Source organism: Rhizobium sp. WSM409 (genome assembly GCF_057653825.1).
This window is the reverse complement of sequence record NZ_CM172794.1, coordinates 2,028,908-2,044,098: the sequence shown is the minus strand read 5'-3', so window position 1 is coordinate 2,044,098 and position 15,191 is coordinate 2,028,908. Positions and strand designations below refer to the sequence as shown.

At 61.0% G+C, this 15,191-nt stretch carries 16 protein-coding genes; 5 read left to right on the top strand and 11 right to left on the bottom strand.

The genetic code is table 11. From position 1 onward, the window contains the following. Positions 1–20: 20 nt before the first annotated feature. From AC25BC_RS10300 to rpiB, 3 genes are all read right to left on the bottom strand, one after another. The gene (locus AC25BC_RS10300; protein ID WP_012757566.1) at positions 21–1,010 is read right to left on the bottom strand and encodes a heparan-alpha-glucosaminide N-acetyltransferase; all 990 of its coding nucleotides are present in this window, start codon (positions 1,008–1,010) and stop codon (positions 21–23) included. Then, positions 1,010–1,774, bottom strand: a complete 765-nt coding sequence (locus AC25BC_RS10295; RefSeq protein WP_012757565.1) for a DUF599 domain-containing protein — start codon at positions 1,772–1,774, stop codon at positions 1,010–1,012. Before AC25BC_RS10295 ends, AC25BC_RS10300 begins: the two co-directional genes overlap by 1 nt. A gap of 236 nt (positions 1,775–2,010) precedes the next feature. Further along, positions 2,011–2,460 carry a ribose 5-phosphate isomerase B gene (gene rpiB, locus AC25BC_RS10290; protein WP_012757564.1) on the bottom strand — a complete coding sequence of 150 codons (450 nt, stop codon included), beginning with the start codon at positions 2,458–2,460 and terminating at the stop codon, positions 2,011–2,013. Positions 2,461–2,679: 219 nt separating this feature from the next. On the opposite strand from rpiB, the gene AC25BC_RS10285 reads away from it, so the two are divergent. Next, on the top strand, positions 2,680–3,879 hold the full coding sequence (locus AC25BC_RS10285) for an acyltransferase family protein (protein WP_128439314.1): 1,200 nt from the start codon (positions 2,680–2,682) through the stop codon (positions 3,877–3,879). 1 nt (position 3,880) lies between these two features. Here AC25BC_RS10285 and AC25BC_RS10280 read toward each other — a convergent pair whose 3' ends face one another. After that, positions 3,881–4,318, bottom strand: coding sequence for a VOC family protein (locus AC25BC_RS10280; protein WP_128439313.1), 438 nt, complete (start codon positions 4,316–4,318; stop codon positions 3,881–3,883). Positions 4,319–4,671: 353 nt separating this feature from the next. Here AC25BC_RS10280 and AC25BC_RS10275 point away from each other — a divergent pair, with 353 nt between their 5' ends. Further along, on the top strand, positions 4,672–6,075 hold the full coding sequence (locus AC25BC_RS10275; protein ID WP_487778552.1) for an L-serine ammonia-lyase: 1,404 nt from the start codon (positions 4,672–4,674) through the stop codon (positions 6,073–6,075). 61 nt (positions 6,076–6,136) lie between these two features. Continuing rightward, positions 6,137–6,574 (top strand): DUF1489 family protein, encoded by a 438-nt coding sequence (locus AC25BC_RS10270; protein WP_128439312.1) that lies wholly within the window; start codon positions 6,137–6,139, stop codon positions 6,572–6,574. Between the two features lie 90 nt (positions 6,575–6,664). On the opposite strand, the gene AC25BC_RS10265 is transcribed toward AC25BC_RS10270, so the two are convergent. From AC25BC_RS10265 to AC25BC_RS10235, 7 genes are all read right to left on the bottom strand, one after another. Further along, positions 6,665–6,940, bottom strand: a complete 276-nt coding sequence (locus tag AC25BC_RS10265; RefSeq protein ID WP_003586322.1) for a hypothetical protein — start codon at positions 6,938–6,940, stop codon at positions 6,665–6,667. 113 nt (positions 6,941–7,053) lie between these two features. Continuing rightward, complete coding sequence (locus AC25BC_RS10260) at positions 7,054–8,628, bottom strand: D-alanyl-D-alanine carboxypeptidase (protein ID WP_128439311.1); 1,575 nt, start codon at positions 8,626–8,628, stop codon at positions 7,054–7,056. A 134-nt stretch (positions 8,629–8,762) separates the two neighbouring features. Next, on the bottom strand, positions 8,763–9,548 hold the full coding sequence (locus tag AC25BC_RS10255) for a hypothetical protein (RefSeq protein WP_487778551.1): 786 nt from the start codon (positions 9,546–9,548) through the stop codon (positions 8,763–8,765). Positions 9,549–9,852: 304 nt separating this feature from the next. Next, a complete protein-coding gene (locus tag AC25BC_RS10250; protein ID WP_011652094.1) occupies positions 9,853–10,458 on the bottom strand; it encodes a transglutaminase-like cysteine peptidase in 606 nt (201 codons plus the stop codon). Positions 10,459–10,833: 375 nt separating this feature from the next. Beyond that, positions 10,834–11,808: a prolyl aminopeptidase gene (gene pip / locus AC25BC_RS10245; RefSeq protein WP_128439310.1), complete on the bottom strand. Its 975-nt coding sequence runs from the start codon at positions 11,806–11,808 to the stop codon at positions 10,834–10,836. A gap of 375 nt (positions 11,809–12,183) precedes the next feature. Beyond that, the gene (locus tag AC25BC_RS10240) at positions 12,184–12,795 is read right to left on the bottom strand and encodes a PilZ domain-containing protein (RefSeq protein ID WP_012757556.1); all 612 of its coding nucleotides are present in this window, start codon (positions 12,793–12,795) and stop codon (positions 12,184–12,186) included. Positions 12,796–12,919: 124 nt separating this feature from the next. Further along, positions 12,920–13,567 (bottom strand): PAS domain-containing protein, encoded by a 648-nt coding sequence (locus tag AC25BC_RS10235; RefSeq protein ID WP_128439309.1) that lies wholly within the window; start codon positions 13,565–13,567, stop codon positions 12,920–12,922. Positions 13,568–13,831: 264 nt separating this feature from the next. Between AC25BC_RS10235 and AC25BC_RS10230 the strand changes: the two genes are divergently transcribed. Together AC25BC_RS10230 and AC25BC_RS10225 are read left to right on the top strand one after the other, a co-directional pair. After that, positions 13,832–14,623, top strand: a complete 792-nt coding sequence (locus tag AC25BC_RS10230; protein WP_128439308.1) for a rhomboid family intramembrane serine protease — start codon at positions 13,832–13,834, stop codon at positions 14,621–14,623. A gap of 93 nt (positions 14,624–14,716) precedes the next feature. Next, on the top strand, positions 14,717–15,151 hold the full coding sequence (locus tag AC25BC_RS10225; protein WP_128439307.1) for a CBS domain-containing protein: 435 nt from the start codon (positions 14,717–14,719) through the stop codon (positions 15,149–15,151). The last annotated feature ends 40 nt before the right edge of the window (positions 15,152–15,191 follow it).

The window sequence follows — 15,191 nt, the reverse complement described above, 5'->3', positions numbered from 1 at the left end:
GCGCCGTATTGTCGGCGAACTCATTCAGCCTCGGCGCTGCATTCGGCAGCGATCGTCTGGACCCGCTCGTCGTTCTGTATATCGATCGCGCCCTCCTGCAGCGGTGTGAACAGGGCTTGCGCCTGCAATTTCCCCAGCGTGCACTGGCAGAAGCTGTGGCAGAGTGCTTCGCCTTGCTGCATGACGCAAGAGGCGTTGCATTGCCTCAGGTAAGTCGCGACCGGATCCGGCGCCTGCGGCGGGAAGACGAGGGAAATCCCGTAGGCGATGGCGATCAACACCGGCTGGTGGATGAGATAAAAAGCAAGGCTGTGGCGGCCAAGCTTTGCCGGCCACCAGGAGCCGGTGCCGACGGCGGCAAGCCGGTGCAGCAGCCTGGTTCTGATGGCGATCGAGGCGATACTCAATCCAGCGAAGAAGGGCGTTGCCCAAGGAAACAGCGGCACATAGTCGTTGGAGCGCTCCGGCGTCACCGCAAGGCCGATCCAGGCGAGATATCGGGGATCGAAGAAGGATGAGCGAAGCAGGCCGGGTGGTCCGAAATTATCGGTTATCCAGGCGGCAAGGAGCGCGAGCGTGGCGATGAGCGTGAAGGCGAGCGGCAATCTCAAAAAAACGACGCCGATGAGCGTGAGCACCGCGATGCAGTGCAGGATGCCGAAATAGATCCACTCGTTTGGCATGGCGATGCGCGTGGCGATCGAGATCACCGCGGCTGCCGCGGCAATCATGCCGAAGCGCTTCCAGAAGGATGGCCAGCGAATCTCAGGCTTGCTCGACAGCACCAGGCTGACGCCGACGATGAAGAGAAAGGTGGTGGCGATCGCCCGGGCATAGATCTTCAGCCAGCCTGTCTCGGCCGTGCCCGGCGCGAGATAGCCCATGAACTCCATGTCCCAGCTGAAATGGTAGCTCGCCATGGCGATCAACGCGACGCCGCGCGCCGTATCCAATAGGCCGATGCGCGGCGGTTTTGCCGCTGCATCGGTTTCCCTTGCCGGCAATGTCATCAAAGTTCCTCCGGCAAATCACTTCCGTCGCTCGACGGCCTATCGCGGCGAATAGCAGAAAGGTGGAGATTTGATGGCGGGCCGGTATCCATGATCGCCAGTCGCGCTTGCGAGAAAAATTGCCGGCGTGTCAGCACGAAGATGACGATCGCCGTCGTCATCATGAAGACATAAGGGTTGATGAACCAGCCGAGATAGCCGATCGACAGGAAGATCGCTCTGAGGCCCTCGTTGAAATTGCTGCCGGCAATGACATTCATGCGGATGACGCGTTCGGCGGCCCGCTCGGCGGCGATGATGTCGCGCTCGCTGTCGCGCATCATCGGGATCGAGCCGAAGAGAATGGTGCAGTAGTTGAACAGCCGATAAGACCAGCCGAATTTGAAGAAGGCGTAGCCGAAAAGCACTGCCAGTCCGCCGACTTTCATCTCGAAGACGGCATGGCCGCCATGGAGGACGAAGGGCAGATCGGCGAAGACCGCGTCGACCTTTTCCGTCGCGCCGAGCAAAGCGAAGCAACTGCCGAGCGCGAAGATCGAAGTCGAGGCGAAGAAGGCGGTGCCGTTCTGCAGGCCGGCCATGATCTGTGTGTCGATCATCTTCAGGTCGCGGCGCAGCGAATTGTAGATCCACTCCCGGCGCCGTTCGGTCATCGCGTGAGTCAGGCTGGTGCGTCCGAAGAAGGTGCGGCCGTGCAGCAGCCAGGAATAGCCCACCCAGACACAGGCAAAGAAGGCCAGAGCGATATAGTCCGCCGTCGTCATCAGTGTTCAGTCTCCGCATGAACGCGGCCATCGTGCCGCAACCCGGATTATGCCGCATGGCCGAGTTCGGCGGCTCGGCGCAGGCTTTTTGGCCATGCGGCAGTTCGGCATAATCGAGGCGTCGGGAAACGACAAGGCTTGGTGGATCGCCGACCGCATCTTCTGGAGCTAACTGCAGCGGTCATTCGTCGCTTGGGGGTTCGGGACGGCGCCCAAAGAAGAAGAAAAGGACGGCGCTAGCCCTCCAGCGCCTCAATCATCCCCACCCGCGTCGCATGACGGCCGCCCTCGAACTGGGCGGTCAGGAACGCATCCACGATATCGAGTGCCAGCCCTTCGCCCACCACGCGCACGCCAATCGAAAGCATGTTGGCATCGTTGTGCTGGCGGATCATGCGGGCTGAGAATGTGTCGACGCAGACGCCGCAACGGATGCCCTTTACCTTGTTCGCCGCCATCATGATGCCCTGGCCGGTACCGCATAAAATGATGCCAAAGCGGCAATCGCCGGAGGCGACGAGACGCGCCGCCGCTTCGCCGTGCTTGGGATAGTGTGTGCTCTCCGGCGTCGTCGGTCCGATATCGACCGCTACCCACCCCTGCGCCGCGATATGACCGGCAATAGCCTGTCGGAGCTGAATGGCGGCGTGGTCGCTGGAGAGGGCGATGCGGTTGGTAGCTGTCATGGAGAAGTGGTCCCGTTTTCCAAAGCAATTTGCCGTCTTGAGGATGCACGCTAGCGCATCGGCCCGAAAATCGGAATCGATTTTCGGAGAGCACGATGCGTCGCTCTAGCGCCACACCAGTCTAGAGGCGCACGAGCAGGGCGCCGCGTTAACCGCTTGTAAAGTCGTGATGGCCAATTGTTCAGGACTGAACCTCAACTCCGAATTCAAAAGTGACCCATGAGTCGGCCGGATTACATCCCGAGTCTTGATGGCCTGCGCGGTGTCGCTGCGCTTCTGGTCGTTGGAGCCCATATTGGCCTTATCTTTCCGATCACAGCGCCGCGTCTCGTGACGATGGGCGACGAAGCCGTCGGTTTGTTTTTTGCTCTCAGCGGCTTCCTGATGGCTCATCTCTACGGCTCACGGCCGGTCACGAGAGACAACGTCCTGGATTTTCTTGTCAGCCGCTTTGCCCGCATCTATCCGGTTTACCTAGCGGCTGTCGTTCTCGTAGCGATGCTGTCGATCATGCAAAATCTGGATTTTGTTCAGCCGATCGTTAGCGGCACGGATTTTGTCCGTCATATCGTCCTTCTCGGCTCGAGTGGTGTTTTCTGGTCGATACCACCCGAGATCCAGTTCTATCTGCTCTTTCCCGTCCTGTGGCTTTGCTTGGCCCAGCCGCGCCGCTATAGCGGCGTGATTGTGGGCCTCACCGTGGTCGTCGTCGTGGATGGCCTGGTTGAATTGCCAGGCCCGGGAATCCTGCTCGTCTCGAAGCTCCCCTACTTTCTTTTCGGCGCACTGGCCGGAATGATCCATTCCCACTGGAACAGCTGGATTCCATCCGCCCTCACAGGCATTTCAACGCTTTTTCTCCTGGCGGTGTTTTTCGTTTACCGGCATATCTTGCCCGGTTTTTCCCCTGAATTTTGGGGCCTGCAAAGTGCGGTGGCCGCAGCCGTGATTGTCGCGCTCGTCGCTCGACAGCCTCCCATCGCAGCCCGTGTCCTGGCAACTGCACCAATGCGGTTTTTCGGAAAGATCAGTTTTTCACTTTACCTTTTCCATGTCCCCATCATGTTCCTGGCGCGTCTGACTTTTGATGCCATGATGCCCGAACCGGCGCTCATCGTGGTGACGCTTTGCATTGCGGTCGTTGGGGCATGGTTCATCCATGAGACGATAGAGGTTCCAGGCCGGCGGCTGCTGGTCCTGATATGGCAGGATAATCGCTGGCGTCTGGTTTCGCGCGAAAGTCCGGCTGACCAAATGGACCGCGCGATCCTCGACCTGCAAGAAATCGAAAAGCGCCTGCTGAGCGGCGCAACGTCAACCACCGCCGATCAACGACAAATCTCGACGACGCCCGAACCCCGGGATGGAGCCGACGGCACGGTCATTCAAGATGATCGCGACGAGAAGCTTCGCGCATAGCTCAGCCAAGTTCTTGGGCGAGTCCGATGAGAAGCCCTCCAGGCCCGCGGATGTAGCAGAGCCGATAGGTGTCTTGATAGTCCACGACTTCGCCGACGAGCTGCGCGCCGCGCTTGCGGAGCCTCTCAAGCGTCTCATCGATGTCATCAAGGGTGAACATGACGCGGAGGTAGCCTAGAGCGTTCACCGGGGCATTGCGGTGATCTGCGACGGCAGGCGGCCTGAGGAAGCGGGAGAGCTCGAGCCGGCTGTGGCCATCAGGCGTGCGCATCATGGCAATCTCGACGTGCTGATCGCCCAGTCCAGTAACACGCCCCGCCCATTCTCCTTCGATCGCAGCCCGCCCTTCGAGCTCGAGGCCGAGCTCGCGAAAGAAATCAATCGTCTCGTCGAGGTCATCGACGACGATTCCTACGTTGTCCATCCGTTTGAGCGGCATGTGTCCAATCTCCCAATCTACAAGGTGTCATCTAGCATCGACGTCAGCAGGACATTGGGAGCCGGAGCAGACTGTCAAGATAAGGCAACCAGTTCTTCCTCCGCATAGCCTTCATTGAATGCAGCAATGATTGGTAAGACGGGCCGTTTGGTTTAGCGCATGATCCCGAAAATCGGATTCGATTTTCGGACGGGATTATGCGCAAGCTCAAAGTGCTGGAGCGTCCTATTGGACGGGTGGCGCTCCAGCGTGCAGTGCGAATGTCGCACCGGCTCCATGCGATGTCGGTGCGCCGCACGGATTCGAAACCGGCCTCGCTTAAGCTTGCATCCTCATCTTCAGAAGGCGCACCCATGTTTCTCTCGGTATTCGATGTCTTCAAGATTGGTGTCGGGCCGTCGAGCTCACACACGATGGGTCCGATGTCGGCGGCCAAACGGTTTCTCGAGCTGATCCTCTCGAACGAATGGCCGCGCCCGTCATCGGGCGCGCAGGTCACAGCCATCAAGGTCAGCCTGCACGGCTCGCTCGCCCATACCGGTATCGGCCACGGCACGGGCAGGGCTGTCATTCTCGGGCTGATGGGCGAAGCGCCCGACAGCGTCGATCCCGACAAGATGGACGGCATTGTCGACACGGTGGAGCGCACGGGCCGCATCACGCCGGAGGGCCATCCCGGCTATCAGTTCCAGCCGAAAACCGACTTGATCTTCGACAAGAAACAGCCGCTGCCCGGCCATGCCAACGGCATGGTCTTTTCCGCTTATGACAAAGACGGCCGGCTGCTCGTCAAGCGCATCTATTATTCGGTCGGCGGCGGCTTCGTCGTCACCGACACCGAGCTGGAGCAGATGCGGGCGAAGAAGAACGCGCCCGGCGGCACGCGTGTGCCCTATCCCTTCTCCACCGCCAAGCAGATGCTCGAGATGGCGGAGCGCTCCGGGCTGTCGATCGCCCAGATGAAGCGGGCGAACGAGGAGAGCCAGCGCAGCCAAGAGGAGCTCGACCAGGGGCTCGACCGTATCTGGGAGGCAATGCGCTCCTGCATCGAGCGTGGTCTCAAGGTCGAGGGCATCATGCCCGGCGGCCTCAACGTCAAGCGCCGCGCCCGCAGGATTTACGACAAGCTGGAGGAGGAGTGGCGCAGCAACCGCGTCAACCCGCTGCTCGCCAATGACTGGCTGAGCGTCTATGCGATGGCGGTCAACGAGGAGAATGCAGCCGGTGGGCGCGTCGTCACGGCACCGACCAATGGTGCTGCCGGTGTCATCCCGGCGACGATCCGCTACTACGAGCATTTCCACGAGGACTGGGACCAGAACGGCATCCGCGACTACCTGCTGACGGCCGCCGCCATCGGTGGCATCATCAAGCATAATGCCTCGATCTCGGGCGCCGAGGTCGGCTGTCAGGGCGAGGTCGGCTCGGCGGCGGCGATGGCGGCCGCGGGCCTTGCCGCCGTCATGGGCGGTACGCCGGAGCAGATCGAGAACGCCGCCGAAATCGCGCTCGAACATCATCTCGGCATGACCTGCGATCCGATCGCCGGATTGGTGCAGGTTCCCTGCATCGAGCGCAATGCGCTCGGCGCTGTCAAGGCGGTCACTGCGGCTTCGCTCGCCATCAAGGGCGACGGCCAGCATTTCGTGCCGCTCGACGCCTGTATCGAGACGATGCGCCAGACCGGCCACGACATGAGCGAGAAATACAAGGAGACCTCAACCGGCGGTCTCGCGGTCAACGTCGTCGAATGCTGAGTTTGTGGATGCTGCATGGTTGGCGCTTGACGCTCGCTGCCAAAAGGATTTCAACGGCAGCATGGCATTGCATCTCATCAAACTCTGTGTCGGCGCCGACTCGATAGACGACCTGCGCGAATGGGTGGCGGAACGCTCGCTGCGCGCCATCGCCGCCGGGCTCGAGCCGCATTCGATGCATACGACGCGCATGGCGCCGAAGCGTATGGAGGAACTGCTTGACGGCGGCTCGCTCTACTGGGTGATCAAGGGGCAGGTGCAGGCGCGGCAGAAGCTGCTCGACATCGAGACCTTCACCGACGGCGAGGGTATCTCGCGCTGCCGCCTGATGCTCGGCCCTGAGGTCATCGAGACGGCTGTGCAGCCGAAGCGTCCCTTCCAGGGCTGGCGTTATTACACTGAGGACGATGTGCCGCGCGACCTGACAAGCCTTGGCGCCGGCATTGCCGAAATGCCGGCGGATCTGCGCCGCGAGCTTACGGACCTTGGTCTGCTCTAATCCCCGAAAATCGAAGCCGATTTCCGGAAAGTTTCATGCGTGAATTGAAGGTGACAGCGTGCCCCCTTCGGGCACGCGGTACTCTGCAGTTCAGCGCAGGCGCAACTGCACCGGCGCACTGCCGTCCGGCGAGGTCACATGCAGATGGATACGGGCTTCGGGCTGGGAATAGCGCCAGGCGCGGGCGCCATGGCACAGCAGCAGATTGATGAGATCGCGGGTCTTCGGAGACTTCGCCTTCGGCCGCTGCAGGCCGATCTCGGCGAGGCGCATAGCCGCCTCGTGCAGCGGATGCAGAGATGAGCGCCCCTTGGCCGCCATGCGGCGGTCTGAAGGCATTCCCGGAACATTCTCATTGATCGCCATTGTTTTCCCCGTACGCAATACTGATCGAGTTCAAGAACGGTGGCCGGAAACGCAAACACCGATTCCGGCCGTCACCGATGCCGCCAACCATCTTGCAGGCAGCATCGAATAGCTCATTGGGCAGCCGCCCAGCACTTGATGCCGGCCTTCTTCAAGGCCTTGCAGGCGTTGACGGCGTCGCGCTGATCGTCGAAGCCGCCGAAGCGGGCGCGGTAAAGCTGGTCACCACCAGCCGCATAGGCAACCGCGAAGGGCTTCGCCGAGGCCAGCGCCTTGCCGCCCTTGCTCTTGGCGCTTTCCAGAAGATCCATGGCCATCTGCCGGTTCGGCGAGACGCCGACCTGCACCACCCAGCCGGTCGGACCGTTGCTGGTTGAAGCGGCACGAGTCGGGGAGGGAGTGGTCGAGGCGGTGGTGACGTTATCGACCGACGTATCGCCCTGTTCCGGCGGCATATAGGCGGGTGCCGGCGTCGGCACGGCGACCGATGCCTGCTGCTTGAAGGCCATGGTCTTAACTTTGGTCGGCGCCGGCATCGGCTGGGCTACCAGCGGATTGTCGGATTTCGGCGCAGCGGTCTCGGCATAGGCGACCTCGGTCTCGGCGACCTGATAACGCGCATCCGGCAGCGGGCCTTTGTGCGGCAGGCTGAGATCGGCAGCGGCGGCCGAAACCGGCGGCTGCGCTGCGGTGATGGTCTTTGCGACCTGCTGCTGGGCCTTCTTCGGCTGAACCGGAGCGGGTGTCTCGATCATCGCCGGGGCAGGGGTTGCCTGGGCGATCAGCGCCGACGATCCGCCGCGGCTCGATGCCTTCGGCAGGTAACTGGCGATCAGATTGCGCATCTGGGCATCTCGAGCAGGCGTCGAGGCGCCGCCGAGCACGACACCGACGATCGACTTGCCGTCGACCTGCACCGAGCTCACCAGATTGAAGCCGGCGGCGCGCGTGTAGCCGGTCTTGATGCCGTCGACGCCGCGCACCGAACCGACCAAGCGGTTGTGGCTGCGGATCGTGCGGCTGCCGAACTTGAAGGCGCGCGTGGAGAAATAGCCGTAATATTGCGGGAAATGCTGGCGAAGGGCGATGCCGAGGCGGGCCTGATCGCGCGCCGTCGTCATCTGCGCCGTATTCGGCAGGCCGTTGGCATTGCGATAGGTGGTGCGCGTCATGCCGAGTGCATGCGCCTTGGCGGTCATCAGCTGGGCGAACCGATCCTCGCTGCCGCCGCCCAGCATTTCGCCGAGCGCGGTTGCCGCATCATTGGCCGACAGGGTGACGAGACCGAGAATGCCCTGCTCGACGGTAATCGTGCCGCCGGCGCGCACACCGAGCTTGGTCGGCGCCTGGGCTGCCGCATGGGCGGAGAAGGGGACCGGCGTGTCGAGACGGATGCGACCCTGCTCCAATGCCTCGAAGGTCATATAGAGGGTCATCATCTTGGTCAGGGAGGCGGGGTATTGCAGCCGGTCGGCATTCTCGCTGTAGAGAACGTTGCCGGTCTTGGCGTCGACGACGATGCCTGCATATTTCGAATTTGCCGCTTCCGCGTCGGCATTCACCGAGTCGACCATGACGATCGTGACGGCCACCGAAAGGATCGCCAGCAGCCTTGCGAAAAAGCTGCCGGATCGGGACGATGATACGGAGGAGACTGACCTTGACACTATTCCACTCTTCGCTTGCATTTCAGATATTTGGCATTTCAGAATTTGGCAGGAACGGCACACCTCCCGCCGCGCAGCTCATCTGCTAAAACTACCGGTTGGGCGTTACCAATCCGTTTATGATGAATCGTTTATTTCGCTGTCCCTGGAGCATTTTAGGGACCTGTCGCAGAACGGTTCACAAGACGCGCGTCTACAAAGGTGCGGATAGCGGCATCAATATGTTCCCAGTCGTCGAGATGGCTGCTCGAAAAACGATAGAGAACACTGAGATCCCTGCCGACTTTGATATCGCGCTGACAATCTCCGCCCCCCGCCTTATCCGGGGCTGACGGCAATATGCAGCGCACGACGTAATCCGGCCCGCCCTTGACGGGCGCCGTCAGCAGCACCTCATCGCCGTAGCCCGCATCGGCGCGAAGACGATGCAGCGTCAGCCCGTCGCGGAAGGGCTCGGCCGGGCCTTCGAGCAGATGCGAATAGATCGGCTCCAGCCGCCCGGACATGTCGCGCGACATGGTGCTCTGGGTGATCTGCAGGAAGATCAGCCCGGAGGACTGGGCGATATCGTCGAATTGAAGGTGATTTTCCTTGCCGTAACCCTGCATCTCCGGCCAGGCGAGGTAGAGATCGACGCGCTCGGCGGCGCCTTCATGCCTTTGGCTCGGGAAGCGGATGGTGTTCTCGGGGAATTTCACGGTGTCGCGGCCAATGGCCAGCTGAATTTCAACCGTGCTGTCGGTGTTGCCGGCAAGCGAGATATGCCGGCCGAACCAACGGCCGCCGATGCTGATAGCAACAGTCAGGACCGCCAGGACGGCGATCACCGCCATCGTGCGGAGGAGAAACCCCATGGAAAGAAGCGGCTGCTCGTCGGGTGCGCTGTGCGCGGCATGGCTCATGGCAGTTCTTCGCGTTTCGGTCCGCCGCAGGAAGAACATGAGCCGCCGGTCCGATGATGATTCTCATCGCCATGATCGGACCGACAGGGTTAACAATTCACTAAAATACTAAAGCCTGCCGCGCAAAAATATGCAGCGGTTTGCGATAACGGCATGCGTAAAAACAAAGACTTAAAGCGCAGGAGCGCAGCTTAAGATCGCGAAGCGCTTTCGTAAGGGAAGTCTAGGAAAGGGGCGAGCCGTTCCCGGGACAGCGGGAACGGCTCTTGGGCACCGGTCGGGGACGGGATGCGGGGACTGACCGGGCCGCAGGTTGCAGCCGGCATTGGCCGGCAGGCTGTTCTTACTTGACGCTACCGACCGCGACAGCGCGGCCGTCCTGAAGCTTCGACCAGCGGGCCGGATCGTCGGCGGACTGGCGCTTCAGATAGGTGTATTCGGTATCCGACCACAGCAGCACCTTGTTGCGCATGTTGTCGAGAATGAAGTCGCCGTGATCAGTACGGACCGTCAGCACGGCATGGCCTTCGCCATTCGGCTGCAGCACGACGGTGATCAGCGTGTCGGACGGTGAAAAACCGTCGTCGATCAGCATCTTGCGCTTCAGCAGGGCGTAATCCTCGCAGTCGCCGACGGTGCGCGGATAGGCCCAGCGCTCCTCGACACCGTAGATCTGCTCATCCGTCATCGGCTGGATCGTCGAATTGACGGTGTAGTTGACCTTGAGAATTTCCTTCCAGCGATCCTCGGTGAGGATGGCCGGTCCGGCATCGCCGCCGACTTCGACACATTCCGTCGGATTCGCCTTGCAGAATTCGTAGTGTCCGATCGGCGGGCTGGCATTGCCTGCCAGGGCCATGCTGGCGGGCATCGCCTGTCCCGAACCCGCCATTGCCATCATGATCGCACCGGCCAGAAGGCCGCCTTTCAGGATATTCGCAGTTGTCATTGCCGTCTCCCCGTAAGTTGAGGTGACAATGGCACAGACGTTTTTATCTCACGCAAAATTACGTAATAGAATTAAAGGCTTAGTTGATTCAAATACCGATAAAGCTTGGCTAAAAACAGATTCGAATACGCATAAAATTCGATGCGGATTTGTCTTGAATTCGATTAAAATTGTAATCCACGCAACAAGGCTTTCGCCCGTGAAAAGGTTGCGTTGCCGTCCTCATGTTAAGGATTTTCGTCGAGCCGGGTAAATTCCGCCGGCCGATAAGCGATCTGCGGCGGCGTGCCGCCGGTCGACGATGCCGCCGGAAACGACCGATTCGGCCGGTTCGAAAGCAGAATATCGCTCAGATCGCCGATGTAGGCGGGAAAATTATTTTGGAGGAAAATCGCGAAATCGATCGGTGGCAGTCACAATCGCCGCGCTCATATCCGGATTTGCGATGGAATGGGCAGCATGCGGAAGGATGCTGAGCTCGCTTTGCGGCCAGGCGCGGGCGAGTTCCCAGGCCGTGACGAGCGGCGCCTCGATGTCGAGCCTTCCCTGCAGCAGGATACCGGGAATGCCGATGAGCCGCGCGGTGTTCTTCAAAAGCTGGGCGTCCTCCAGCCATGCGCCGTTGGTGAAGTAGTGGGTGATGATGCGGGCGCGCGTCAGCAAATAGGCCGGATCGGCCCAGCGGCGCGGCCGGCCTTGGGGATCGGCGAGCAGGATCGAGGCCGCCTCCCAATCATGCCAGTCGCGCGCCGCTTGGAGGCGCGTTTCCGGGTCCGCATCGTTGAGGAGACGATGATAGGCTGCAACCATGTCCTCGTCCCGTCCCTGGCTGCCAGGAGGAACAGCCTGGCGGAAACGTTGCCATTCTTCCGGAAAGAGCGGCGCCATGCCACGATAGAGCCAGTCGATTTCCGAGCGCCGGGTGGTGGTCACGCCTGACAGGACGATCGCGGCGACACACTCCGGATGGGTTTCAGCATAGGCCAGCGCCAGCGTCGAACCCCAGGAATTGCCGAAAAGGAGCCAGGTATCGATGCCGAGACAGGCCCGCAGCCGCTCGATATCGGCAACGATATGCCAGGTGGTGTTGAGGGAGAGATCGGTTTCGGGATCGGCAGCGCTCGGCAGGCTGCGGCCGCAATTGCGCTGATCGAACAGAATGATTCGGTGGGCGTCGGGATCGAAATAGCGGCGCGCCGCGGTCGTACAGCCGGAACCAGGGCCGCCATGAAGCACCAGCGCCGGGCGGCCCGCCGGATTGCCGCAGGCCTCCCAATAGATCAGATTGCCGTCGCCCGTATCGAGCAGGCCATGATCATAGGGTTCGATTTCGGGATAGACAGCTGACATCGGTCCGCCTGCGGTCGAAGCGGATCTTATCCGTCATATCGCTGACAAAGGGAAGGCGGGCGAGGGCGGGGCACTCCGGGACGCAACAGCACTGCACAATTTGGGGCGACCTCATTAGGGTGCCGATTGGTGTCGCAGCTTGTTCCACTCATAATTCTAACTACCGACTGGCTGGAACGACTTGCGACAGGATTCGCGCTTGCTTTCCAAAGCCAGATTTGTTGCCGCTTGCAAAGCTCTTGCCGTGAAGTGCCGGCTTTTCAACACGACCTGACCGGGTGCGCACCGGACTTGGCAATCGCGTTCGATGGAAGTCCGTCGAGAATTTGCACCCGCCACGGAATCCCCGGCAGGCAACGCCATTTTCAGCAGCTGTTAAAGGAATTCGCGCAGCGTCTCGCGGGACTGGATCGACAGGAATTCGATTGCCACGCCTTCGACGAAGTGGCGCACGACGCGCCCACGCATGTTGCCGAGGCGCACAGCCGTTCCGATCGAAGGGCGCATTTCGACGTCGACGGCGGCGCCCGACAGCGAAAGGTCCATGATGCGGCAGGAATAAAGCGTGCCGTCCTCCAGCGTCAGATCGGTCTTCGTGTCGCGTGGCGTCAGACGGTCGTGGCGGCGATCCTCGGGCAGGCCGAGTTCGTGTTTGTTGGCAAGCCAGGTGAGCTGGGCCGCGAGTTTCTCGCGCTTCCGGTCGGTGGCATTGATCGACATGGTGAAGCCGCGGCCATCGATCGTCTGGACATAGCCTTCGACGCGGCCGAGATGGTCAATATAAGCGACGACGCGTTCGTTGGCGCGCGGCCGGCCGAGGCAGGTGACGTACATATCGCCAGGCGACATGTCGATCACCATGCATTCGAATTCTTCGTAGTTCGCAAGCATCAGCCGGCCCTGCATATTGATGGGCACGCGCTGGAATACGCCCTGTTCAGGGCGCGGCGCAGGTCGTTGCGTCTGAGCTGGCTGGAACGAGTGCATCAAGGGGCTTCTTCATGAAAATCACAGAGACCGATCTTTACCCACAATCCATTAACAGAAGGTTGTTCTGCCCCACCCCGACATAGCGGAAAACGAGTATGCAAGATGTGCCGAAACGGGACCGTCAACGAGCCTCCACGCTCAGCAGCTGCGACACCATGCGGCGCATGACCTGCCCGAAATGGATGCTTTTGCCGGCGACGATCCTGTTGATGGGGCGCCGCAGTTCGGCCGGTGCTGCCTTGTCGAATTTTCCGGGCAGCAGACGGCTGCGGTCGAGCGCCAGGAATTCGAGCGGTACGATCTCCAGCCAGCTCGCGGCCGCTGCCGGCGCGATCGCGCCGAGCAGCCGGTCGCAGGCGCCGTCCGGCGAACGCAGCGGCATCATGATAATCTCGAAGGAGGCCTGATGACCGACAGTGCTGTAGCCGGTGGCGTTGAACAGGGCCGGCATGGCATGGTCCATGACACCCATCGCCGTGCGTTCGATGTCCGCGAGCTGACCATTTGCCCAGAGAGACGAAAAACGTTCGCCGCGCAGGTCACGCCCGAAGAGATCACAGATACGGGTGCCGGCGAGCCGAAAGCCGATATCTCCACCCTTGCGCGTCTCCAGAATAAAGAGACTTTGGAGAAGATGGGGGACGGCGGAGGGTTCGACCTGTGATTTCAGCGGCGCATCGGCAGCGCCGCGGATACGGTTCCAGTACTCAAAAATTTCGATGGTCGTTTGTAGCCGCATTTCACACCAACCTGTTCCATTCCGGAGCATTTTTGGGCAGTCATTGCCCGTACAAGCTCTACCTTGCGGATTTCATGCCAAATCACGGCGGTTAAGGTTAAGAGATGGTTTCGGTTGAGATGCGATGCCCGTCGTGAGACTGTCCTGCCATCGCTTCGACTTTCGAAGTTCAGCACAACCTGCCCGGGCCGAGGTCTTTTCCTGGAGCTCCCGGTATGCCGTCCGACCCTTCGGACGGCTTTTTTTTTGACAATCGCTCCTGTATGGCTGTGGCCTCAACGAGGCGAAACACAGATGAATGAGCAGACGGCCGAGCCGCATAAGGCGCCCGAACCTCCCGAGGTCCAGCCGCCGGCACGGCCACCGCGCGAACCGGTCTTCAACCTTCCGCCAGCGCTGTTCTTCAGCCTTTGCCTGCTTGGTATCATCTATGCGGTGCAGGAGCTCCTGCTCTCCGACGATGCGGTGATGTGGCTATTCAACACCTTCGGCTTTAATCCCCACAGCTACGTGACTCCGTTGTCGCAGCAGGGGCCGGAGCTGTTCTGGACACCCGTCACCTATTCGCTGCTGCACGGCAGCGTCCAGCATATCCTCTTTAACGCCTTCTGGCTGATGGCCTTCGGCGCGCCGGTCGTGCGCCGCATCGGGACGCTGCGTTTCGCGCTCTTCTGGCTTTTTTCCGCCGTCGCGTCCGCCGCCCTGCACGCGGTCCTGAACTGGGGGGACGTGTCATTGCTGATCGGCGCGTCGGGCGTCATCTCCGGGCTGATGGGCGCCGCCTGCCGATTCGCCTTTCCGGCCGAACGGCGACCGATGGCGCCTGCGCATCTCAATCCCCGGCTTTCCATCGTCGAGGCGCTGAAGAGCCGCACCGTAATCATCTTCATGCTGCTCTGGCTGGTCGGCAACGCGCTGATCGCTGTCGGCATCCCGCTCGTCGGCGACAGCGACCAGGCGATTGCCTGGGATGCGCATATCGGCGGATTTGTCTTCGGCTTCTTGCTGTTTTCGTTGTTCGACCGGGCGCCGCGCCCGCCGGTGATGGAACCTGACGGAACCGAGAAGGATATGTTGCAATCCTGAGCCGAGCAGTGCACGATCGACCTATATCCGTGCCGGGGGGAGAAACCGCCGCGGATGCCTGTGACAAGTGTTTCACGGACATAGGAGGTTCGAATGACCAGTTCAGTCAAAGCAATCCTCGACCTGAAGGGCAGGGACGTCGTCACCGCCGGGCCGAACACCACCGTCGCCGAGGCGGCGGCCATCCTCAGTAAGAAGAAGATCGGCGCCATCGTCGTCGTCGGCATGGAGAACCGAATTTCGGGGATGTTCACCGAGCGCGATCTCGTGCATGCGATCGCCAAACACGGTAAGGAAGGCCTCGACCACTCGCTGGCCCAGGTCATGACCACGAAGGTCTATCGCTGCCATGAGGAAACGACCGTCAACGAGTTGATGGAGCTGATGACCAGCCGTCGTTTCCGTCACGTGCCGGTGGAAAGCAACGGCAAGCTTGCCGGCATCATCTCGATCGGCGACGTGGTGAAATCGCGTATCGCTGAAGTCGAGCGTGAGGCCGAGGAAATCAAGGCCTATATCGCCGGCTGAGGTTTTCGCCGGCCGTGCTTGAGCGATGTCGTTGCCGCAA

What these genes read in the sequence shown, in the direction of transcription:
- AC25BC_RS10300 (WP_012757566.1), bottom strand. Translation starts at nt 1,010, where the DNA reads ATGACATTGCCGGCAAGGGAAACCGATGCAGCGGCAAAACCGCCGCGC.
- AC25BC_RS10295 (WP_012757565.1), bottom strand. Translation starts at nt 1,774, where the DNA reads ATGACGACGGCGGACTATATCGCTCTGGCCTTCTTTGCCTGTGTCTGG.
- rpiB (WP_012757564.1), bottom strand. Translation starts at nt 2,460, where the DNA reads ATGACAGCTACCAACCGCATCGCCCTCTCCAGCGACCACGCCGCCATT.
- AC25BC_RS10285 (WP_128439314.1), top strand. Translation starts at nt 2,680, where the DNA reads ATGAGTCGGCCGGATTACATCCCGAGTCTTGATGGCCTGCGCGGTGTC.
- AC25BC_RS10280 (WP_128439313.1), bottom strand. Translation starts at nt 4,318, where the DNA reads ATGCCGCTCAAACGGATGGACAACGTAGGAATCGTCGTCGATGACCTC.
- AC25BC_RS10275 (WP_487778552.1), top strand. Translation starts at nt 4,672, where the DNA reads ATGTTTCTCTCGGTATTCGATGTCTTCAAGATTGGTGTCGGGCCGTCG.
- AC25BC_RS10270 (WP_128439312.1), top strand. Translation starts at nt 6,137, where the DNA reads ATGGCATTGCATCTCATCAAACTCTGTGTCGGCGCCGACTCGATAGAC.
- AC25BC_RS10265 (WP_003586322.1), bottom strand. Translation starts at nt 6,940, where the DNA reads ATGGCGATCAATGAGAATGTTCCGGGAATGCCTTCAGACCGCCGCATG.
- AC25BC_RS10260 (WP_128439311.1), bottom strand. Translation starts at nt 8,628, where the DNA reads ATGCAAGCGAAGAGTGGAATAGTGTCAAGGTCAGTCTCCTCCGTATCA.
- AC25BC_RS10255 (WP_487778551.1), bottom strand. Translation starts at nt 9,548, where the DNA reads ATGTTCTTCCTGCGGCGGACCGAAACGCGAAGAACTGCCATGAGCCAT.
- AC25BC_RS10250 (WP_011652094.1), bottom strand. Translation starts at nt 10,458, where the DNA reads ATGACAACTGCGAATATCCTGAAAGGCGGCCTTCTGGCCGGTGCGATC.
- pip (WP_128439310.1), bottom strand. Translation starts at nt 11,808, where the DNA reads ATGTCAGCTGTCTATCCCGAAATCGAACCCTATGATCATGGCCTGCTC.
- AC25BC_RS10240 (WP_012757556.1), bottom strand. Translation starts at nt 12,795, where the DNA reads ATGCACTCGTTCCAGCCAGCTCAGACGCAACGACCTGCGCCGCGCCCT.
- AC25BC_RS10235 (WP_128439309.1), bottom strand. Translation starts at nt 13,567, where the DNA reads ATGCTCCGGAATGGAACAGGTTGGTGTGAAATGCGGCTACAAACGACC.
- AC25BC_RS10230 (WP_128439308.1), top strand. Translation starts at nt 13,832, where the DNA reads ATGAATGAGCAGACGGCCGAGCCGCATAAGGCGCCCGAACCTCCCGAG.
- AC25BC_RS10225 (WP_128439307.1), top strand. Translation starts at nt 14,717, where the DNA reads ATGACCAGTTCAGTCAAAGCAATCCTCGACCTGAAGGGCAGGGACGTC.